General features: G+C 74.9%; 14 protein-coding genes. 10 read left to right on the forward strand and 4 right to left on the reverse strand.

Annotated elements, in window-relative coordinates; genetic code table 11:
- Complete coding sequence (locus tag JD79_RS16845) at window positions 1-621, reverse strand: GPP34 family phosphoprotein (protein ID WP_110006462.1); 621 nt, start codon at window positions 619-621, stop codon at window positions 1-3.
- 91 nt (window positions 622-712) lie between these two features.
- Between JD79_RS16845 and JD79_RS16850 the strand changes: the two genes are divergently transcribed.
- From JD79_RS16850 to JD79_RS16865, 4 genes are all read left to right on the forward strand, one after another.
- Window positions 713-1,417, forward strand: coding sequence for a histidine phosphatase family protein (locus tag JD79_RS16850; protein WP_110006463.1), 705 nt, complete (start codon window positions 713-715; stop codon window positions 1,415-1,417).
- A gap of 35 nt (window positions 1,418-1,452) precedes the next feature.
- Entirely contained in the window at window positions 1,453-2,004 is a 552-nt protein-coding gene (locus JD79_RS16855) for a DUF3090 family protein (protein WP_110006464.1), read from the forward strand.
- Between the two features lie 16 nt (window positions 2,005-2,020).
- Window positions 2,021-2,764, forward strand: coding sequence for an SCO1664 family protein (locus tag JD79_RS16860; protein ID WP_110006465.1), 744 nt, complete (start codon window positions 2,021-2,023; stop codon window positions 2,762-2,764).
- Between the two features lie 95 nt (window positions 2,765-2,859).
- On the forward strand, window positions 2,860-3,246 hold the full coding sequence (locus tag JD79_RS16865) for a VOC family protein (RefSeq protein ID WP_110006466.1): 387 nt from the start codon (window positions 2,860-2,862) through the stop codon (window positions 3,244-3,246).
- Between the two features lie 6 nt (window positions 3,247-3,252).
- Here the strand turns inward: JD79_RS16865 and JD79_RS16870 are convergent, their stop codons facing one another.
- Window positions 3,253-3,969, reverse strand: coding sequence for a maleylpyruvate isomerase family mycothiol-dependent enzyme (locus tag JD79_RS16870; RefSeq protein WP_110006467.1), 717 nt, complete (start codon window positions 3,967-3,969; stop codon window positions 3,253-3,255).
- A 34-nt stretch (window positions 3,970-4,003) separates the two neighbouring features.
- Entirely contained in the window at window positions 4,004-5,023 is a 1,020-nt protein-coding gene (locus JD79_RS16875) for a sugar-binding transcriptional regulator (RefSeq protein WP_211308023.1), read from the reverse strand.
- 137 nt (window positions 5,024-5,160) lie between these two features.
- Between JD79_RS16875 and JD79_RS16880 the strand changes: the two genes are divergently transcribed.
- From JD79_RS16880 to JD79_RS16900, 5 genes are all read left to right on the forward strand, one after another.
- Window positions 5,161-6,906, forward strand: a complete 1,746-nt coding sequence (locus tag JD79_RS16880; RefSeq protein ID WP_170149249.1) for a glycerol-3-phosphate dehydrogenase/oxidase — start codon at window positions 5,161-5,163, stop codon at window positions 6,904-6,906.
- A gap of 150 nt (window positions 6,907-7,056) precedes the next feature.
- Window positions 7,057-7,782, forward strand: a complete 726-nt coding sequence (locus JD79_RS16885) for an MIP/aquaporin family protein (RefSeq protein ID WP_245900163.1) — start codon at window positions 7,057-7,059, stop codon at window positions 7,780-7,782.
- A 39-nt stretch (window positions 7,783-7,821) separates the two neighbouring features.
- Window positions 7,822-9,342: a glycerol kinase GlpK gene (gene glpK / locus JD79_RS16890; RefSeq protein ID WP_110006469.1), complete on the forward strand. Its 1,521-nt coding sequence runs from the start codon at window positions 7,822-7,824 to the stop codon at window positions 9,340-9,342.
- Between the two features lie 114 nt (window positions 9,343-9,456).
- Complete coding sequence (mshC, locus tag JD79_RS16895) at window positions 9,457-10,722, forward strand: cysteine--1-D-myo-inosityl 2-amino-2-deoxy-alpha-D-glucopyranoside ligase (protein WP_110006470.1); 1,266 nt, start codon at window positions 9,457-9,459, stop codon at window positions 10,720-10,722.
- Window positions 10,722-11,759, forward strand: coding sequence for an HD domain-containing protein (locus JD79_RS16900; protein WP_110006471.1), 1,038 nt, complete (start codon window positions 10,722-10,724; stop codon window positions 11,757-11,759). The genes mshC and JD79_RS16900 overlap by 1 nt, the downstream gene beginning before the upstream one ends.
- A 127-nt stretch (window positions 11,760-11,886) precedes the next feature.
- Here JD79_RS16900 and JD79_RS16905 read toward each other — a convergent pair whose 3' ends face one another.
- A complete protein-coding gene (locus JD79_RS16905; RefSeq protein ID WP_110006472.1) occupies window positions 11,887-12,750 on the reverse strand; it encodes a PAC2 family protein in 864 nt (287 codons plus the stop codon).
- 140 nt (window positions 12,751-12,890) lie between these two features.
- On the opposite strand from JD79_RS16905, the gene metH reads away from it, so the two are divergent.
- On the forward strand, window positions 12,891-16,691 hold the full coding sequence (metH, locus tag JD79_RS16910; protein WP_245900164.1) for a methionine synthase: 3,801 nt from the start codon (window positions 12,891-12,893) through the stop codon (window positions 16,689-16,691).
- Window positions 16,692-16,693: the final 2 nt, after the last annotated feature.

Below are 16,693 nucleotides of genomic sequence, written 5' to 3' on the forward strand. Positions count from 1 at the left end.
TCACCACGGCGTCCCGAGGTCGGCGATGGTCGTGGCGCCCATGGCCTCGTGCCACCGGCGGGAGACGGCGATGACCTCGGCGGCCGTGCGGGTCACCCACTCCGCCGGTCCGCAGGCCGCCAGCAGGCGCTCGTCGGGTTCGGCGAACCGGCCGTCGACCAGGCCCGCGACCGTCGCCAGCACCGCGGTGGCGGCCCGGTCGGGGGTCGCCCCGTCGACCCTGACGGCGGCGACCGCCGGCGCCAGAACCGCCCGGGCCAGCGACGGGTCCGCCGGCCGGTAGCGTTCGCCCCGCCACGGCAGCAGCGACGCCCGCGGCAGCCACAGGCCGCGGTCCACCAGCTCGCCGGCCGCCTCGGGCAGGCCGGCCCGGCCGCGCTCGACCAGGTCCGCGAGCGGCCGTCCCGGGTCCGCGTCGACCTCCGCGACCAGGTCCTCGGCCACCCGGCCGGCCTCCGGCCCGGGCAGGAGCTCGACGGCGTCGTCCTCCTCGACCAGGCGCCCGGCGAGGACCAGGTCGACCAGGCCGCCCGCGCGCACCGCCTGCGCCGCCGGGCGCGACGGCGTCAGGCGGCCGTCGCCCTGCAGGCACAGCAGCGCCAGCCGGGGTGCCACGTGCATCCCGTCTCCTCCCACGTCCGCTCCTCCGCGTCGCCCGGTCCGGTGGTCCCCGCGGACGGCGTCGTCAGGGACGCCCGCCTACGCTCGCCGCGTGACCACCGTCATCCTCCTGCGTCACGGCCGGACGACGGCCAACGCCGGTGGCGTGCTGGCCGGCTGGACCCCCGGCGTGCAGCTCGACGAGACCGGGCAGGCGCAGGTGGCCGCGGTGGGACAGCGGCTGGCGCCGGTGCCGCTGGCCGCGGTGGTCAGCAGCCCGCTGGAGCGCTGCCGGCAGACGGCGGGCGCGGTGCTGGACGGCCGCGACCTGGAGCTGCAGACCGACGACCGGCTGGGCGAGGCCCGCTACGGCGACTGGACCGGCCGGAAGCTCGCCGAGCTGGTCAAGGACCCGATGTGGAAGGTCGTGCAGCAGCACCCCTCGGCGGCGGTGTTCCCCGGTGACGAGGGGGAGGGGCTGGCGCAGACGCAGGCGCGCGCGGTGGCCGCCGTCCGCGAGTGGAACGCCCGGCTGGGCCCCGACGCGGTGTGGCTCGCCTGCAGCCACGGCGACGTCATCAAGGCCGTCCTCGCCGACGCCCTCGGCCTGCACCTGGACGCCTTCCAGCGGATCGTCGTCGACCCGGCGTCGATCTCGGTGGTCACCTACACCGAGACCCGCCCGTTCGTCGTCCGCGTGAACGACACCGGCGGCGACGTCGCCGCGCTGGTGCCGCCGAAGAAGCGGCCGCGGCGCCGGCGCGGCAGGGACTCCGACGCCGTCGTGGGCGGCGGGGCCGGGGCGGCCGCGACCTGAACGCAGCGGTCCGGGCGCCCGCGTAACCTGGGCGCGTGCCCCGCCAGGTCCATCGATTCGACAGCCCGTCCCGGTTCGTCGCCGGCACGGTGGGACAGCCCGGGGACCGCACCTTCTACCTGCAGGCCTCCGACGCCGAGGGCCGCGTGGTCAGCGTCGCGCTGGAGAAGTCGCAGGTGCAGGTGCTCGCCGAGCGCATGGACGAGCTCCTCGACGAGATCGCCGCGCGCCCCGGGACGGTCGTCCCCACCACCGCCGACGTCGACGACCTCGACCCGCTGACCGCCCCCGTCGACGAGGAGTTCCGCGTCGCGGCCATGGGCCTGGCCTGGGACGGCGAGGCGCAGGCCGTCGTCGTCGAGGCCGTGGCCGCCACCGACGAGCCGGTCGACGAGGAGGCCATCCTCTCCGACGCCGAGGAGGGCCCCGACGCGCTGCGGGTGACCATCACCCCCGGCGCGGCCCGCTCGTTCGTGGCCCGCGCCCGCCGCGTCGTCGCCGCCGGACGGCCGTCGTGCCCGCTGTGCTCGCTGCCGCTGGACCCGACCGGGCACGTCTGCCCGCGGCAGAACGGCTACCGCCGCTGATCCCCGGCTGCCGGCGATGAGCGAGCCCGTGGAGGAGACGCGCGCCCCGGCCACCGACGCCGAGGCGCGGACGCTGCTGCTCGAGGGCGAGATCGACCTCGAGGGCCGGATGGTCGACGCCAGCAACGTGACGCTGTTCGGCACGCTGCGCGCCGGCACGCTCGAGGCGGAGTGCGTCTACAAGCCGGTCGCCGGTGAGCGGCCGCTGTGGGACTTCCCCGACGGCACGCTGGCCGGCCGCGAGATCTCCGCCGCCCTGGTCAGCGAGGCCACCGGCTGGTCGGTCGTGCCGCCCACCGTGCTGCGCGAGGGCCCGTTCGGCCCCGGCATGGTGCAGCTGTGGATCGACGGTGACCCCGACGTCGACCTGGCCCGCTTCGTGCGCTCCGACCACCCCGGGCTGCGCCGCATGGCGGTCTTCGACGCCGTCGTGAACAACGCCGACCGCAAGGGCGGGCACATCATCCCGACCCCCTCGGGGCACGTGTACGGCGTCGACCACGGCATCTGCTTCTCGCCGGACCCGAAGCTGCGCACCCTGCTGTGGCGCTGGGCGGGCAAGCCGCTGCCGCTGGAGGCGCTGGCGGTGCTCGAGCGGCTGGCCGAGGACCTGCGCGGCGACCTCGGCGATGCGCTGCACGAGCACCTCACCCGCCGCGAGGTCCGCTGCACCCAGCAACGGGTGGCCGAGCTGCTGCGCACGCAGCTGCACCCCGAGCCGTCGGGGGACTGGCCCGCCCTGCCCTGGCCGCCCTTCTAGGGCGCGGCGGGGAGCGTGTGCGCTGACGCCGCGTTCCCGGCCGGGGGATCCCGCGCCGGCGCACACCGTCGGGGGTGCGCGGCAGGCTGAGGTCCATGCCGCACCGATCGCGCGTCGCCGTCCTGCTGCTCGACCTGCCGCCGGAGGTCCACGTCGCCGGCACGGACTTCTGGTCGGCCGCCACCGGCCACCCCGTCGAGCCGGACACGACCGATCCCGACTGGCACCGCCTGGGCTCCCTCGGCGGCGGGCTCTCCTTCGAGGTGCAGCGCACGGGGGAGGGGACACCGCCGCGGTGGCACGTCGACGTCGAGACCGACGACGTCCCCGCGGAGGTCGCCCGGCTGGAGTCGCTGGGCGCGCGGAGGACGGCCGACATGGGCTCGTTCTGGCAGATGACCGACCCGGCGGGGCTGGTGTTCTGCGTCGTGGGCGTGCAGACCGGTGAGGCGTTCGAGCGCCACGCCGTGACGTGGCCCTGAGGGCGCTCAGGAGAGGTCGACGGCGGCGATCATCGCCGCGGCCTGCAGCCCGTCGCCGTCGACGGTGAGCACCTCCAGCGGCACCCGCCGCCAGCAGGCGAGCAGCAGGTCACCGGCCGTGCCGCGCAGCGTGGCCACCGGCTGCGGCCGCGTGCCGGCGAACAGCGTGCGCTCCACCCCCGCGTCGATCGCGTGCAGCACCACCGGGTGCGCGCCCTCGGGCGGGCCGCCGGGCAGCGCGCCGGGCACCATCACCTCCAGCCACTCGTCGAGGCCGTCGAGGCCGACGTCGGCGGGGATCGGCCGGACGTCGCCGAGGACCTGCTCGACGTCGACGGTGTGCACCACGGCCTCCTGCAGCTGGCGGCGCAGCACGAAGGCGACGTCCTTGCGCGGCGCCCAGGTCCACACCGGCTCGGCGGGGTCGGCGGCGGCCAGCACGCGCTCCAGCTCGGCGGACTGCGCGACCGCCCAGCCCAGCAGCTCGTCGTCGGGACGGCGCGCGGGCTCGGGGTAGCCGCCCGGGTCGGGGGCGCGGGTGCGCACGACCCAGGCCCAGAAGTGCTGCACCGAGGCGAGGTGCCAGACCAGGTCGGCCAGCGTCCACCCCGGGCAGCCGGGCACCGGGGCGGCCCACCCGCGGGCGAGCACCGCCTCGGCGGCGGCGTCGGCGCAGCGGGCGTCGACCCGGCGCAGCTCCGGCAGGTAGCCCGACAGCTCCATCGCGGCCTCCTCGCAGCGGGGGTGCGGCCCGACGCTAGCGGCTCCAGAGGGCCGGGGCGGGGCGGGGCGCGGTGCGCCGCAGCAGCAGCGCGGAGGCGGTGCGCTCGTCGAGCACCAGGTCGGTGACGAGCCCCCCGGCCAGCGCGGCGGCCAGCGCGGTGACCTTGTTGACGCCGGACACCGCGCACACCCGCCGCGGGATGCGGCGCAGGGCCGGCGGGACGAGGCCGCTGGTGCGCGCGTTGATCGGGATGCCCTCCCACGACCCGTCGCCGCGCAGGAACACCGTGCACACGTCGCCGACGACGGAGGCCGCGGCGAGGTCGGCGCGGTCGGCGTGGGTCAGGTACCCCTCGGCCCAGACCCGGCTGGGGACGGCGCCGGCCACCGCGCCGACGCCGAACAGCGCGACGTCGGCGGACTGCTGGATGCCCAGCACGCGCCGGACGCTGCGCTCCCGCCACATCGCCTGGCGGGTCTCGGGCCGGTCGAAGAACGCCGGCACCGGGAAGTGGTGCACCTGGGCGTCCCAGGCGGTGCCGAACCGGCCGAGGACGTCGCTGCCGTAGCCCAGGCCGCTGCTGTGGGTGTTCATCGCGCCGTTGAGCTGGACCACGTGCGCGTCGCGCAGCGGCCGGGCCCGCAGGTGCTGGCCGACCGCGCTGGTGGTGGTGCCCCACGCCAGCCCGAGGGTCATCCCGTCGCCCATCGCCTCGTCCAGGACGGCCGCGGTGCGGTCGGCCACGAGCTGCAGCCGGGCGACGTCGGGCGCGTCGTCGGGCACCGCCACGACGCGCGCGGTGACCCCGTACCGGTGCCCGAGCTCGCCCGCCATGGACGCTGCACGTCCGTGCACGGAGTTCACGGACACGGTGACGATGCCGAGCGCCCGCGCGGCGTCGAGCATCCGGGACACCGTGGAGCGCGAGATCCCCTCCTCGACGGCGATGTCCTCCATCCGGACGCGGTCGAGCCAGTACCGCCTGGCCACCCGCTCCAGGTCCTCGTCGGACGCCATGCCGTGCTCCCTGCCCGCCCGGGGGGTCCCGCGCACGGCCTCCACGCTAGCCCCGGCGTGCACGGACGTGCAGACGGTTGCCCCGGGGGCCGGAGAGGTGCAAGTTGCACCCTGTCCCCGGGTGGCGGCACGCCCGCCGTCGCCCCGCACCACGCGCACCACCAGGAGTCCCGGTGTCCACAGCCCTCTCGCCCGAGGTCCGCACCTCCGCCCTCGACCGCATGTCCCGCGAGGTCCTCGACGTCCTGGTCATCGGCGGCGGTGTCACCGGTGCCGGCGCCGCCCTCGACGCCGCCAGCCGCGGCCTGTCGGTCGGCCTGCTCGAGCAGCGCGACTGGGCCTCGGGCACCTCCAGCCGGGCCAGCAAGCTGGTGCACGGCGGCCTGCGCTACCTGGAGATGCTCGACTTCGCCCTCGTCCGCGAGGCCCTGCACGAGCGCGGCCTGCTCGTCGGCCGGCTCGCGCCGCACCTGGTCCACCCCGTGCCGTTCCTCTACCCGCTGCGCCACCGCGTCTGGGAGCGGGTCTACACCGGCGCCGGCATCGCGCTCTACGACACCCTCGGCGGCCTGCTCGGCCGGGTCGGCGGCCGCGGCGTCCCGCTGCACCGCCACCTGTCGAAGAAGGCGCTGCGCCGGGTCGCCCCCTCGCTGCGCGACGACGTCGCCATCGGCGCCATCCGCTACTGGGACGCCAAGGTCGACGACGCCCGCCTGGTGCAGGTGCTCGTGCGCACCGCCGTCGGCCACGGCGCGCTGGCCGCCAGCCGCACCCAGGTCACCGGCTACCACGAGGAGGACGGCCGGGTCGCCGGCGTACGCGCCGTCGACCTCGAGACCGGCCGTGAGCTCACCATCCGCGCCCGCCACGTCGTCGGCGCCACCGGCGTGTGGACCGACCAGGTGCAGGAGCTCTTCGCCGCCCAGGGACTGACCGTGCGCGCCTCCAAGGGCGTGCACATCGCGGTCCCGCGCGAGGTCATCGCCGGCGACGACGGCTTCATCCTGCGCACCGAGAAGAGCGTGCTGTTCATCATCCCGTGGCCGACGCACTGGGTGATCGGCACGACCGACACCCCGTGGGACCTCGCCAAGGACCACCCGGTCGCCTCGGCCGCCGACGTCGACTACCTGCTCGACCACGCCAACGCCGTCCTCGCCCGGCCGCTCACCCGCGACGACGTCCTCGGCGTCTACACCGGCCTGCGCCCGCTCCTGCAGCCGATCGACGAGGAGGCCGGCGGCACCACGCGGGTCTCCCGCGAGCACACCGTGGCCACCGTCCGGCCGGGCCTGACGATGATCGCCGGCGGCAAGTACACGACCTACCGCGTCATGGCCCGCGACGTCGTCGACATGGCGCTGCGGGACCGGGCGCCCGGCGAGGACCCCGAGGCGGCCATCCCCGCCTCGCTCACCGAGGAGCTGCCGCTGGCCGGCGCCGACGGCTACCGCGTCCGCTGGAACCGCAAGGCCCACCTGGCCGCCGCGCACGGCTGGACCGAGACCCGCGTGGAGCACCTGCTCGACCGCTACGGCAGCCTCGTCGACGAGGTCCTCGCCCTGGTCGACGCCGATCCCGACCTGGGCCGCCCGCTGGAGGGCGCGCCGGACTACCTGCGGGCCGAGGTGGTCTACGCCGTCACCGCGGAGGGCGCCCTGCACCTGGAGGACGTGCTCACCCGCCGCACCCGGCTGTCCTACGAGCAGGCCGACCGCGGGACGGCGTCGGCGCGGCCGGCCGCCGAGCTGATGGCCGGCCTGCTCGGCTGGGACGACGCGCGGCGCGAGCGCGAGATCTCCACCTACCTGGCCCGGGTCGAGGCCGAGCACGCCGCCGAGGCGATGCCTGACGACACCTCCGCCGAGCGGGCGCGGCTGCAGGCGCCGGAGATCACGCCCTTCGCCAGCGCCTCCTGACCTCCCGGGCCGGCGGGGGACACCCCGCCGGCCCGGACCCCGACGACGATCCCGGCGAGAGGAGGAGCACCACAGGGATCCCGCACGACCCGCCCGAGCCGGGCGGGACCCCACACCAAGGCACAACCGGACACAGAGAGGTGTCTTCGCGTGTCACTGACTTCGGTCTTCTTCTCCGAGGTGCTCGGAACCGGACTGCTGATCCTCCTCGGCGTCGGCGTGGTCGCCAACGTGCTGCTCACCGAGTCCAAGGGGCGCGGCGCCGACTGGCTGCTCATCAACTTCGGCTGGGGCCTGGCGGTCTTCGTCGGCGTCTACGCCGCCTACCGCAGCGGCGCGCACCTCAACCCGGCCGTCACCGTCGGTCTCTGGGCCTCCGGCGCCGACGAGTACGCCCCCGGCGTCGAGATCACCCTCGGCAGCACCCTGGTCTACTTCGCCGGCGAGTTCGTCGGCGCCTTCCTCGGTGCCGTGTTCGCCTGGCTGGCCTACCGCGAGCACTACGCGGCCCACCCGGACCCCGGCGAGATCCTGGGCACCTTCTCCACCGGCCCGGCGATCCGGGCGCTCCCGTGGAACGTCGTCACCGAGGCGATCGGCACCTTCGTGCTGATCTACATCATCCTGCAGTTCGGCAACACCCCCTCCCAGATCGGCCCGCTCGCCGTGGCGCTGCTCGTCGTGTCGATCGGCGCCTCGCTGGGTGGACCCACCGGGTACGCCATCAACCCCGCCCGCGACCTCGGGCCCCGCATCGCGCACGCGGTGCTGCCCATCCGCGGCAAGGGCGGCAACGACTGGGGCTACTCGTGGGTCCCCGTCGTCGGACCGATCGTCGGCGCCGTCCTGGCCGGCCTGCTCGCCCGGGTCTTCTGACCCGCCCACCCCTCTGCAACGACGCACCAGGAGGAAGCAGTGACCACCTACATCGCCGCGATCGACCAGGGCACGACCAGCACCCGCTGCATGGTCTTCGACCACGCCGGCGCCGTCGTGGCCGTCGGCCAGAAGGAGCACCGCCAGATCTTCCCGCGCGCCGGGTGGGTCGAGCACGACCCGGTCGAGATCTGGACCAACGTCCGCGAGGTCGTCGGCCAGGCGCTGGCCCGCGCGGACCTGACCGGCTCCGACCTCGCCGCCGTCGGCCTGACCAACCAGCGCGAGACCACCGTCGTGTGGGACAGGAGCACCGGCGAGCCGGTGTACAACGCCATCGTCTGGCAGGACACCCGCACCGACCGGATCGTCACCGAGCTCGGCGAGCTCGGCGGGGGAGCCGAGCGCTACAAGGAGAAGGTCGGCCTGCCCCTGGCCACCTACTTCGCCGGACCCAAGGTGACCTGGATCCTCGACAACGTCGAGGGCGCCCGCGAGCGCGCCGAGCGCGGCGAGCTGCTCATGGGCACGATCGACAGCTGGCTGCTGTGGAACATGACCGGCGGCGTCGACGGCGGGCAGCACCTCACCGACGTCAGCAACGCCTCGCGCACCATGCTCATGGACTACAAGACGCTGGCGTGGGACGAGTCGATCGCCGCGGACATGCGCATCCCCGTGTCCATGCTGCCGGAGATCCGGTCCAACTCCGAGGTCTACGGCGAGGGCCGCAAGGCCGGCGCGCTGGCCGGCGTGAAGATCGCCGGCTCGCTCGGTGACCAGCAGGCGGCCACCTTCGGGCAGGTCTGCTTCTCCCCGGGCATGGCCAAGAACACCTACGGCACCGGCAACTTCCTGCTGCTCAACACCGGCGAGGAGGCGGTCTCGTCGAAGAACGGGCTGCTGACGACGGTCTGCTACAAGATCGGCGACCGCAGGCCGGTCTACGCCCTCGAGGGGTCGATCGCCGTCACCGGGTCGCTGGTGCAGTGGGTGCGCGACAACCTGCGGCTCATCGGCGGGGCGCCGGAGATCGAGGCGGTGGCCCGCTCGGTCGACGACAACGGCGGCGCCTACTTCGTACCGGCCTTCTCCGGCCTGTTCGCCCCGCACTGGCGCTCCGACGCCCGCGGCGCGCTGGTCGGCCTGACCCGCTACGTCAACCGCGGGCACCTGGCCCGGGCGGTGCTGGAGGCCACGGCCTACCAGACCCGCGAGGTCGTCGAGGCGATGAACGCCGACTCCGGCGTCGACCTCACCGAGCTCCGGGTCGACGGCGGCATGGTGGTCAACGAGCTGCTCATGCAGTTCCAGGCCGACATCCTCGGCGTCGACGTCGTCCGGCCCAAGATCGCCGAGACGACGGCGCTCGGCGCGGCGTACGCCGCGGGCCTGGCCGTCGGCTTCTGGGCCGACGAGGACGAGCTGACCAGCCAGTGGGCCGAGGACAAGCGGTGGAGCCCGGCGATGGAGCCGGCCGACCGCGACCGCTACTACCGCAAGTGGACGAAGGCCGTGCAGCGCACCCTCGACTGGGTCGACGACGACGACGAGGACTGAGTGACACCGACCGGGTGACACCGACCGGGTGAGGCCCGGTGATCCGGCGGGCGCCGTCCCCAGCCCGGGGGCGGCGCCCGCTGGCGTGTCCGGCGGCGAACTAGGCTCGTCGCCGTGCTCGCCTGGCCTGCCCCGCTCCTGCCGACCCTCCCGGGCCCCGGCCCGGTCCTGCGGCTGTTCGACACCGCGCGCGGCCAGGTCGTCGACACCGAGCCGGGCGCGGTGGCGCGCATGTACGTCTGCGGCATCACCCCCTACGACGCCACCCACCTCGGCCACGCCGCCACCTACCTGGCCTTCGACCTGGTCAACCGGCTGTGGCGGGACGCCGGGCACGCCGTCCACTACGTGCAGAACGTGACCGACATCGACGACCCGCTGCTCGAGCGGGCCGAGCGCGACGGCGAGGACTGGGTCGTGCTCGCCATGCGGGAGACCGCGCTGTTCCGCGAGGACATGACCGCGCTGCGCGTGCTGCCGCCCGAGGACTACGTGGGCGCGGTCGCGGCCATCCCGCGGATCGTGGCGCACGTGGAGACGCTGCTCGACGAGGGCCTGGCCTACGTCCTCGACGACGGCACCGGCGACGTCTACCACGACGTGGCGCAGGCGCCGGCGTTCGGCGAGGAGTCCGGCTACGACGAGGCGACGATGCTGGCGCTGTCGGCCGAGCGCGGCGGCGACCCCGACCGCCCGGGCAAGCGCAACCGCCTGGACCCGCTGCTGTGGCGCGGCCGCCGCGAGGGCGAGCCGTCCTGGCCCGGGCCGCGCGGCGTCGAGGGCCGGCCGGGCTGGCACATCGAGTGCGCCGCCATCGCGCTGGACACCATCGGCATGGGCTTCGACGTGCAGGGCGGCGGCAGCGACCTGGTCTTCCCGCACCACGAGTACTCCGCCGTCCACGCCGAGGCGCTCACCGCGGCGGCGACGGGGGTGAAGCAGTCCTTCGCGCAGGCCTACGTGCACGCGGCGATGATCGGCCTCGACGGCGAGAAGATGAGCAAGAGCCGGGGCAACCTGGTGTTCGTCTCCAAGCTGCGCGGCGAGGGCGTCGACCCGATGGCCATCCGGCTGGCCCTGCTGTCGGGCCACTACCGCACCGACCGCGCCTGGACGCCGGACCTGCTGACCGCCGCCGAGGAGCGGCTGGCCACCTGGCGGCGCGCGGTGGCCCGCGACGCCGGCGCCCCGGCCGCGCCGGTGCTGGCCGCACTGCGCGAGCGGCTCTCCGACGACCTGGACAGCCCCGGCGCGATCGCCGCCGTCGACGCGTGGGCGGCGGCGACGCTGGCCGGGCACGGGGACCCGGAGGACGGCGCGCCGGCCGTGGTCTCCGACGCCGTCGACGCGCTCCTGGGCGTCGGCCTCCAGGAGGCCTGATGGCCGGTGGCGGGGGGTTCCGCTCCACCGACCGCGCCGCCCGCGAGCGGGAGGAGGACGCGCTCGCCCCGGCCGCCACGCGCGCGGCGGCCACCCGCGGCCGGGCCGTCGCCGAGCCCGAGGACCCGCTGCGCACGGCCTTCGAGCGCGACCGCGACCGGATCCTGCACGCCAAGGCCTTTCGCCGGCTCAAGCACAAGACGCAGGTCTTCCTCAACCCCGACGGCGACCACTTCGTCACCCGGCTCACCCACACGCTGCAGGTGACCCAGGTGGCCCGCGCCATCGCCCGTGCACTGGGGCTCAACGAGACGCTGGCCGAGGCGATCGCGCTCGGGCACGACGTCGGCCACTCGCCGTTCGGCCACATCGGCGAGGACGCCTTCGCCCCCTACGTGCCCGGCGGCTGGCACCACGCGGCGCAGGGCGTGCGGATCGTCGAGGTGCTCGAGCACCTGAACCTCACCTGGGAGGTGCGCGACGGCATCCGCGCGCACAGCTGGAAGATCTCACCGCCGCCGGCCACCCGCGAGGGGGAGTGCGTCCGCTACGCCGACCGGATCGCCTACCTCTCGCACGACGCGCTCGACGCCGTCCGCGCCGGGGTGCTGCAGGCCGGTGACCTGCCGGCCCGCGCGCGGGAGGTGTTCGGCGAACCCGGCAGCGCGATGGTCGGGGCGATGACCGACGCCGTCGTGCAGGGCTCGCTGGCCGACGGCGCGGCGGTGGTGATGGCGCCGGGCCCGCTGGCCGCGATGCACGAGCTGCGGGCGTTCATGTTCCGGCGCGTGTACGCGTCGGAGGCCGCCGCGGGGCAGAAGCAGCTCGCCGTCGACGTCATCCGCCGGCTCGTCGACCACCACCTCGAGCACCCCGGGCTCATCCCGGCGACCTACCGCGACACCGCGGCCGACCCGGTCACCCAGGTCGTCGACCACGTCTCGGGCATGACCGACCGCTTCGCGCTGGCCACCCACGACCGGCTCTTCGGCGACGACGCCGCCGCCCGCACGGCCCCGCTGCTGCGCCGGGGTTGAGCCGCGGCTCAGCCGGCTCCCGGGACCCTGCAGGGCCCGCGGGGACGGGAGGCGCCCGGAGTCGACCGTTACCCCCAACTCGCGCACGCAGGCCGCCCCCGCCCGGGCGAGGGGCGGGGGACGGACCTCAGTTGGGGGAGGAGCCCCGGCGGCGGAGGTAGCGCTCGAACTCGCGGGCGATCTGGTCGCCGTTGGCCTGGGACAGGTCGCTCTCGGTGGCCCGTTCCTCGAGCGAGCGCACGTACTCGACGACCTCGGCGTCCTCCTGGGCCATCTCGTCGACGGTCTTGACCCAGTCCTCGGCCTGCTGGGGGAGCGCGCCGAGCGGCACGGTCAGCTCCAGCACCTCCTCGACGCGCTGCAGCAGCGCGACGGTGGCCCGCGGCGACGGCGGCTGCGAGACGTAGTGCGGCACCGCCGCCCAGAAGCTCACCGCGGGGAGGCCGGCCTGCACGCAGGCGTCCTGGAAGACGCCGAGGATCCCGGTCGGCCCCTCGTAGCGGGAGGTCTCCAGCCCCCACGCCTGCGCGGACTCGACGTCGTAGGCCGAGCCGGACACCGGGGTGGGCCGGGTGTGCGGGGTGTCGGCGAGCAGGGCGCCGAGCGCGACGACGGTCTGCACGTCGAGCTCCTGGCACAGCTCGATGAGCTCCTGGCAGAACCCGCGCCAGCGCATGTTGGGCTCGATGCCGCGGATGAGGACGACGTCGCGGTCGCTGCCCGGCGGGCGGGCCACGGAGATGCGCGTGGTGGGCCACTCGATGCGCCGGCTCACCCCGCCGACGAGGGAGACGGTGGGCCGGTTGACCTGGAAGTCGTAGTAGTCCTCGGGGTCGAGCGCCGCCAGGGGCGTGGCGTCCCAGATGAGCTCGAGGTGCTCGAGCGCCCCGGTGGCGGCGTCCCCGGCGTCGTTCCAGCCCTCGAAGGCGACCACCGCCACCGGCTGGTTCAGCTGGGGCAGGTCCTCGGGAGCGGACTTCGGGTCGATCACCCCTGCGAGCCTACGTCGGTCGCGCGCCCTCACCAGGGGAGCGCGGGATGGGAGGATGGGCGCCGCCGTGGAATGCGGCCGGGTCCGCGGCCGCTGCTGGTGCTACGCGCACCCCCGCCCACCGACCCCCGAGGACGCCCGTGACCGACGCCCCGCAGCTCCGCCCCGACGCCACCGCGGAGCTCACCGCCCTGCTCGAGCAGCGCATCCTCGTGCTCGACGGCGCCATGGGGACGGCGATCCAGCGCGACCGCCCGAGCGAGGCCGGCTACCGCGGGGAGCGCTTCGCCGACTGGCCGGTCGACGTCCAGGGCAACAACGACCTGCTCGTGCTCACGCAGCCCGGGCTCGTCGCGGGCATCCACCGCGAGTACCTCGACGCCGGTGCCGACGTCATCGAGACCAACACCTTCAACGCGACGGCGATCTCGCTGGCCGACTACGGCATGTCGGAGCTGGCCCGCGAGATCAACGTGGCCGCCGCCCGGCTGGCCCGGCAGGAGGCCGACGCGGCCACCGCGCGCACGCCGGGCAGGCCCCGCTACGTCGCCGGCGCGATCGGCCCGACGAGCCGGACGGCGTCGATCTCGCCCGACGTCAACGACCCCGGCGCCCGCAACGTCACCTTCGGCGAGCTCGTCGAGGCCTACCTCGAGCAGGCCGGCGGCCTGGTCGACGGCGGGGCCGACCTGCTGCTCGTCGAGACGGTCTTCGACACGCTCAACGCCAAGGCGGCGGTCTTCGCGCTGGAGACGCTGTTCGAGCAGCGCGGCCGGCGCTGGCCGGTGATGGTCTCGGGCACGATCACCGACGCCTCCGGGCGCACCCTGTCGGGGCAGACCACCGAGGCGTTCTGGAACTCCGTGCGCCACGTGCGGCCGCTGCTGGTCGGCCTGAACTGCGCGCTGGGGGCCCGGGAGCTGCGGCCCTACGTCGCCGAGCTGGCCCGGCTGGCCGACACCTTCGTCTCCGCCTATCCCAACGCCGGGCTGCCCAACGCCTTCGGCGAGTACGACGAGGCGCCCGAGGACACCGCCGCGGTGCTGCGCTCCTTCGCCGAGGACGGCTTCGTCAACCTGGTCGGCGGCTGCTGCGGCACCACGCCGGAGCACATCGCCGCCGTCGCCGCGGCCGTCGAGGGCCTGCCGCCGCGGACCCCGGCGCCCACCCGCCCCGCGCTGCGGCTGTCGGGCCTGGAGCCGCTGACCGTCGACGGCGACTCGCTGTTCGTCAACGTCGGCGAGCGCACGAACATCACCGGATCGGCCCGCTTCCGGCGGCTGATCCGCGACGGCGACTACGCCACGGCGCTGGCCGTGGCGCGCCAGCAGGTCGAGGCCGGCGCTCAGGTCATCGACGTCAACATGGACGAGGGCATGATCGACGGCGTCGCGGCGATGACCCGCTTCACCCGCCTGGTCGCCGCCGAGCCCGACATCTGCCGCGTGCCGGTGATGGTGGACTCCTCCAAGTGGGAGGTCATCGAGGCCGGCCTGCAGCAGCTGCAGGGCAAGTCGATCGTCAACTCCATCTCGCTGAAGAACGGCGAGGCGGAGTTCGTCGAGCAGGCACGGCTGTGCCGCAGGTACGGCGCGGCCGTCGTCGTCATGGCCTTCGACGAGGACGGGCAGGCCGACACCCTCGAGCGCCGGCAGCAGATCTGCCGCCGCGCGTACGACATCCTCACGCGGCAGGTCGGCTTCCCGGCCGAGGACGTGATCTTCGACCCCAACGTCTTCGCCGTCGCCACCGGCATCGAGGAGCACGCCCGCTACGGCCTGGACTTCATCGAGGCCACCCGCTGGATCAAGGAGAACCTGCCCGGCGCGCTGGTGTCCGGCGGCGTCTCCAACGTCTCGTTCTCCTTCCGCGGCAACAACCCGGTGCGCGAGGCCATCCACGCGGTGTTCCTCTTCCACGCCGTCGCCGCCGGCATGGACATGGGCATCGTCAACGCCGGCGCGCTGGAGGTGTACGAGGAGGTCCCCCGGGAGCTGCGGGACCGCATCGAGGACGTCGTCCTCGCCCGCCGCCCCGACGCCACCGAGCGGCTGCTGGAGATCGCCGGGGACTACGCCGGCGACGGCGCCGCCAAGGAGGCGGCCACCGAGGAGTGGCGGGCGCTGCCGGTGGCCGAGCGGATCACCCACGCGCTGGTCAAGGGCGTCGACGAGTTCGTCGAGGCCGACACCGAGGAGCTGCGCCTGGAGATCTCCGCCCGCGGCGGCCGGCCGATCGAGGTCATCGAGGGCCCGCTGATGGCCGGCATGAACGTCGTCGGCGACCTGTTCGGCGCCGGGAAGATGTTCCTGCCGCAGGTGGTGAAGTCCGCGCGGGTGATGAAGAAGGCCGTCGCCCACCTCATCCCGTTCATCGAGGCGGAGAAGCAGCCCGGCGACGCCGAGCGGACCAACGGCACGGTCGTGATGGCCACGGTGAAGGGCGACGTCCACGACATCGGCAAGAACATCGTCGGCGTCGTCCTGCAGTGCAACAACTACGACGTCGTCGACCTCGGCGTCATGGTGCCGGCGCAGAAGGTGCTCGACACCGCCAAGGAGGTCGGCGCCGACGTCATCGGCCTGTCCGGGCTGATCACGCCGTCCCTGGACGAGATGGTCACCCTGGCCGGCGAGATGGAGCGGCAGGGCTTCGAGGTGCCGCTGCTCGTGGGCGGGGCGACGACGTCGCGCGCGCACACCGCGGTCAAGGTCGCGCCGCGCTACCACGGCCCCGTGATCTGGGTGAAGGACGCCTCGCGGTCGGTGCCGGTGGTGGCGGCGCTGCTGTCCGACGAGCAGCGGCCCGCGCTGCTGTCGGCGACCGAGAGCGAGTACCGGACGCTGCGGGAGCGGCACGCCGCCCGCGAGGACACCCGCCGGCTGCTGCCGCTGGCCGCCGCCCGCGCCGCCGCGCCGCAGCTCGACTGGTCGTCCTACAGCCCGCCGCGGCCGCGGATGCTCGCGCAGCAGACCCGTGACGTGTGCGCCGGCCCGTCCTGCGACCACCACGGGCACGGCGCGGTCGAGCACGTGCGGGTGCTGCGCGACTACCCCCTCGAGGAGCTGCGCGGCTACATCGACTGGCAGCCGTTCTTCACCGCGTGGGAGATGCGCGGCCGGTTCCCCGACATCCTGCACAACCCGGCCACCGGGGAGGCGGCCCGGCGGCTCTACGCCGACGCGCAGGAGATGCTCGACCGGATCGTCGCCGAGCGCTGGCTGACCGCCAACGGCGTCCTCGGGCTCTTCCCCGCCGCCCGGGTCGACGGCGAGGACATCGAGGTCTACACCGACGAGTCGCGCACGCGGGTCCGCGCCGTGCTGCACCAGCTGCGGCAGCAGACGGAGGGCCGCGACGGCGCCCCGCGCAAGTCGCTCGCCGACTTCGTGGCGCCGAAGGAGACCGGGCTGCGCGACCACGTGGGCGCCTTCGCCGTCACCGCGGGGCTGGGCTCGGCCGAGCGCGTGGCCGCGTTCAAGGCGGCGCACGACGACTACTCGGCGATCCTGCTCGAGGCGCTGGCCGACCGGCTGGCGGAGGCGTTCGCCGAGCGGCTGCACGAGCGGGTGCGGCGGGAGTTCTGGGGCTACGCCGCCGACGAGCGCCTGGACGCCGACGCGCTCATCGCCGAGCGCTACCGCGGCATCCGCCCCGCGCCGGGCTACCCCGCCTGCCCCGAGCACACCGAGAAGCAGACGATCTGGGAGCTGCTCGACGTCGAGGCGGCCACCGGCCTGCAGCTGACCGAGTCGATGGCCATGTGGCCGGGCGCGGCGGTCAGCGGGCTGTACTTCGCCCACCCCGAGGCCCGCTACTTCAACCTGGGCCGGATCGGCCGCGACCAGGTCGAGGACTACGCCCGCCGCAAGGGCTGGACGCGGCGCGAGGCCGAGCGCTGGCTGGCCCCCAACCTGGGCTACCGCACCGACGACGAGTGAAG

The organism is Geodermatophilus normandii, assembly GCF_003182485.1.
GTDB classification, from domain to species: Bacteria; Actinomycetota; Actinomycetes; order Mycobacteriales; family Geodermatophilaceae; genus Geodermatophilus; species Geodermatophilus normandii.

Coding starts and splice junctions, on each gene's coding strand:
- JD79_RS16870 (WP_110006467.1), bottom strand. CDS start 3,969: ATGGAGCTGTCGGGCTACCTGCCGGAGCTGCGCCGGGTCGACGCCCGC.
- JD79_RS16860 (WP_110006465.1), top strand. CDS start 2,021: ATGAGCGAGCCCGTGGAGGAGACGCGCGCCCCGGCCACCGACGCCGAG.
- JD79_RS16865 (WP_110006466.1), top strand. CDS start 2,860: ATGCCGCACCGATCGCGCGTCGCCGTCCTGCTGCTCGACCTGCCGCCG.
- JD79_RS16845 (WP_110006462.1), bottom strand. CDS start 621: ATGCACGTGGCACCCCGGCTGGCGCTGCTGTGCCTGCAGGGCGACGGC.
- JD79_RS16900 (WP_110006471.1), top strand. CDS start 10,722: ATGGCCGGTGGCGGGGGGTTCCGCTCCACCGACCGCGCCGCCCGCGAG.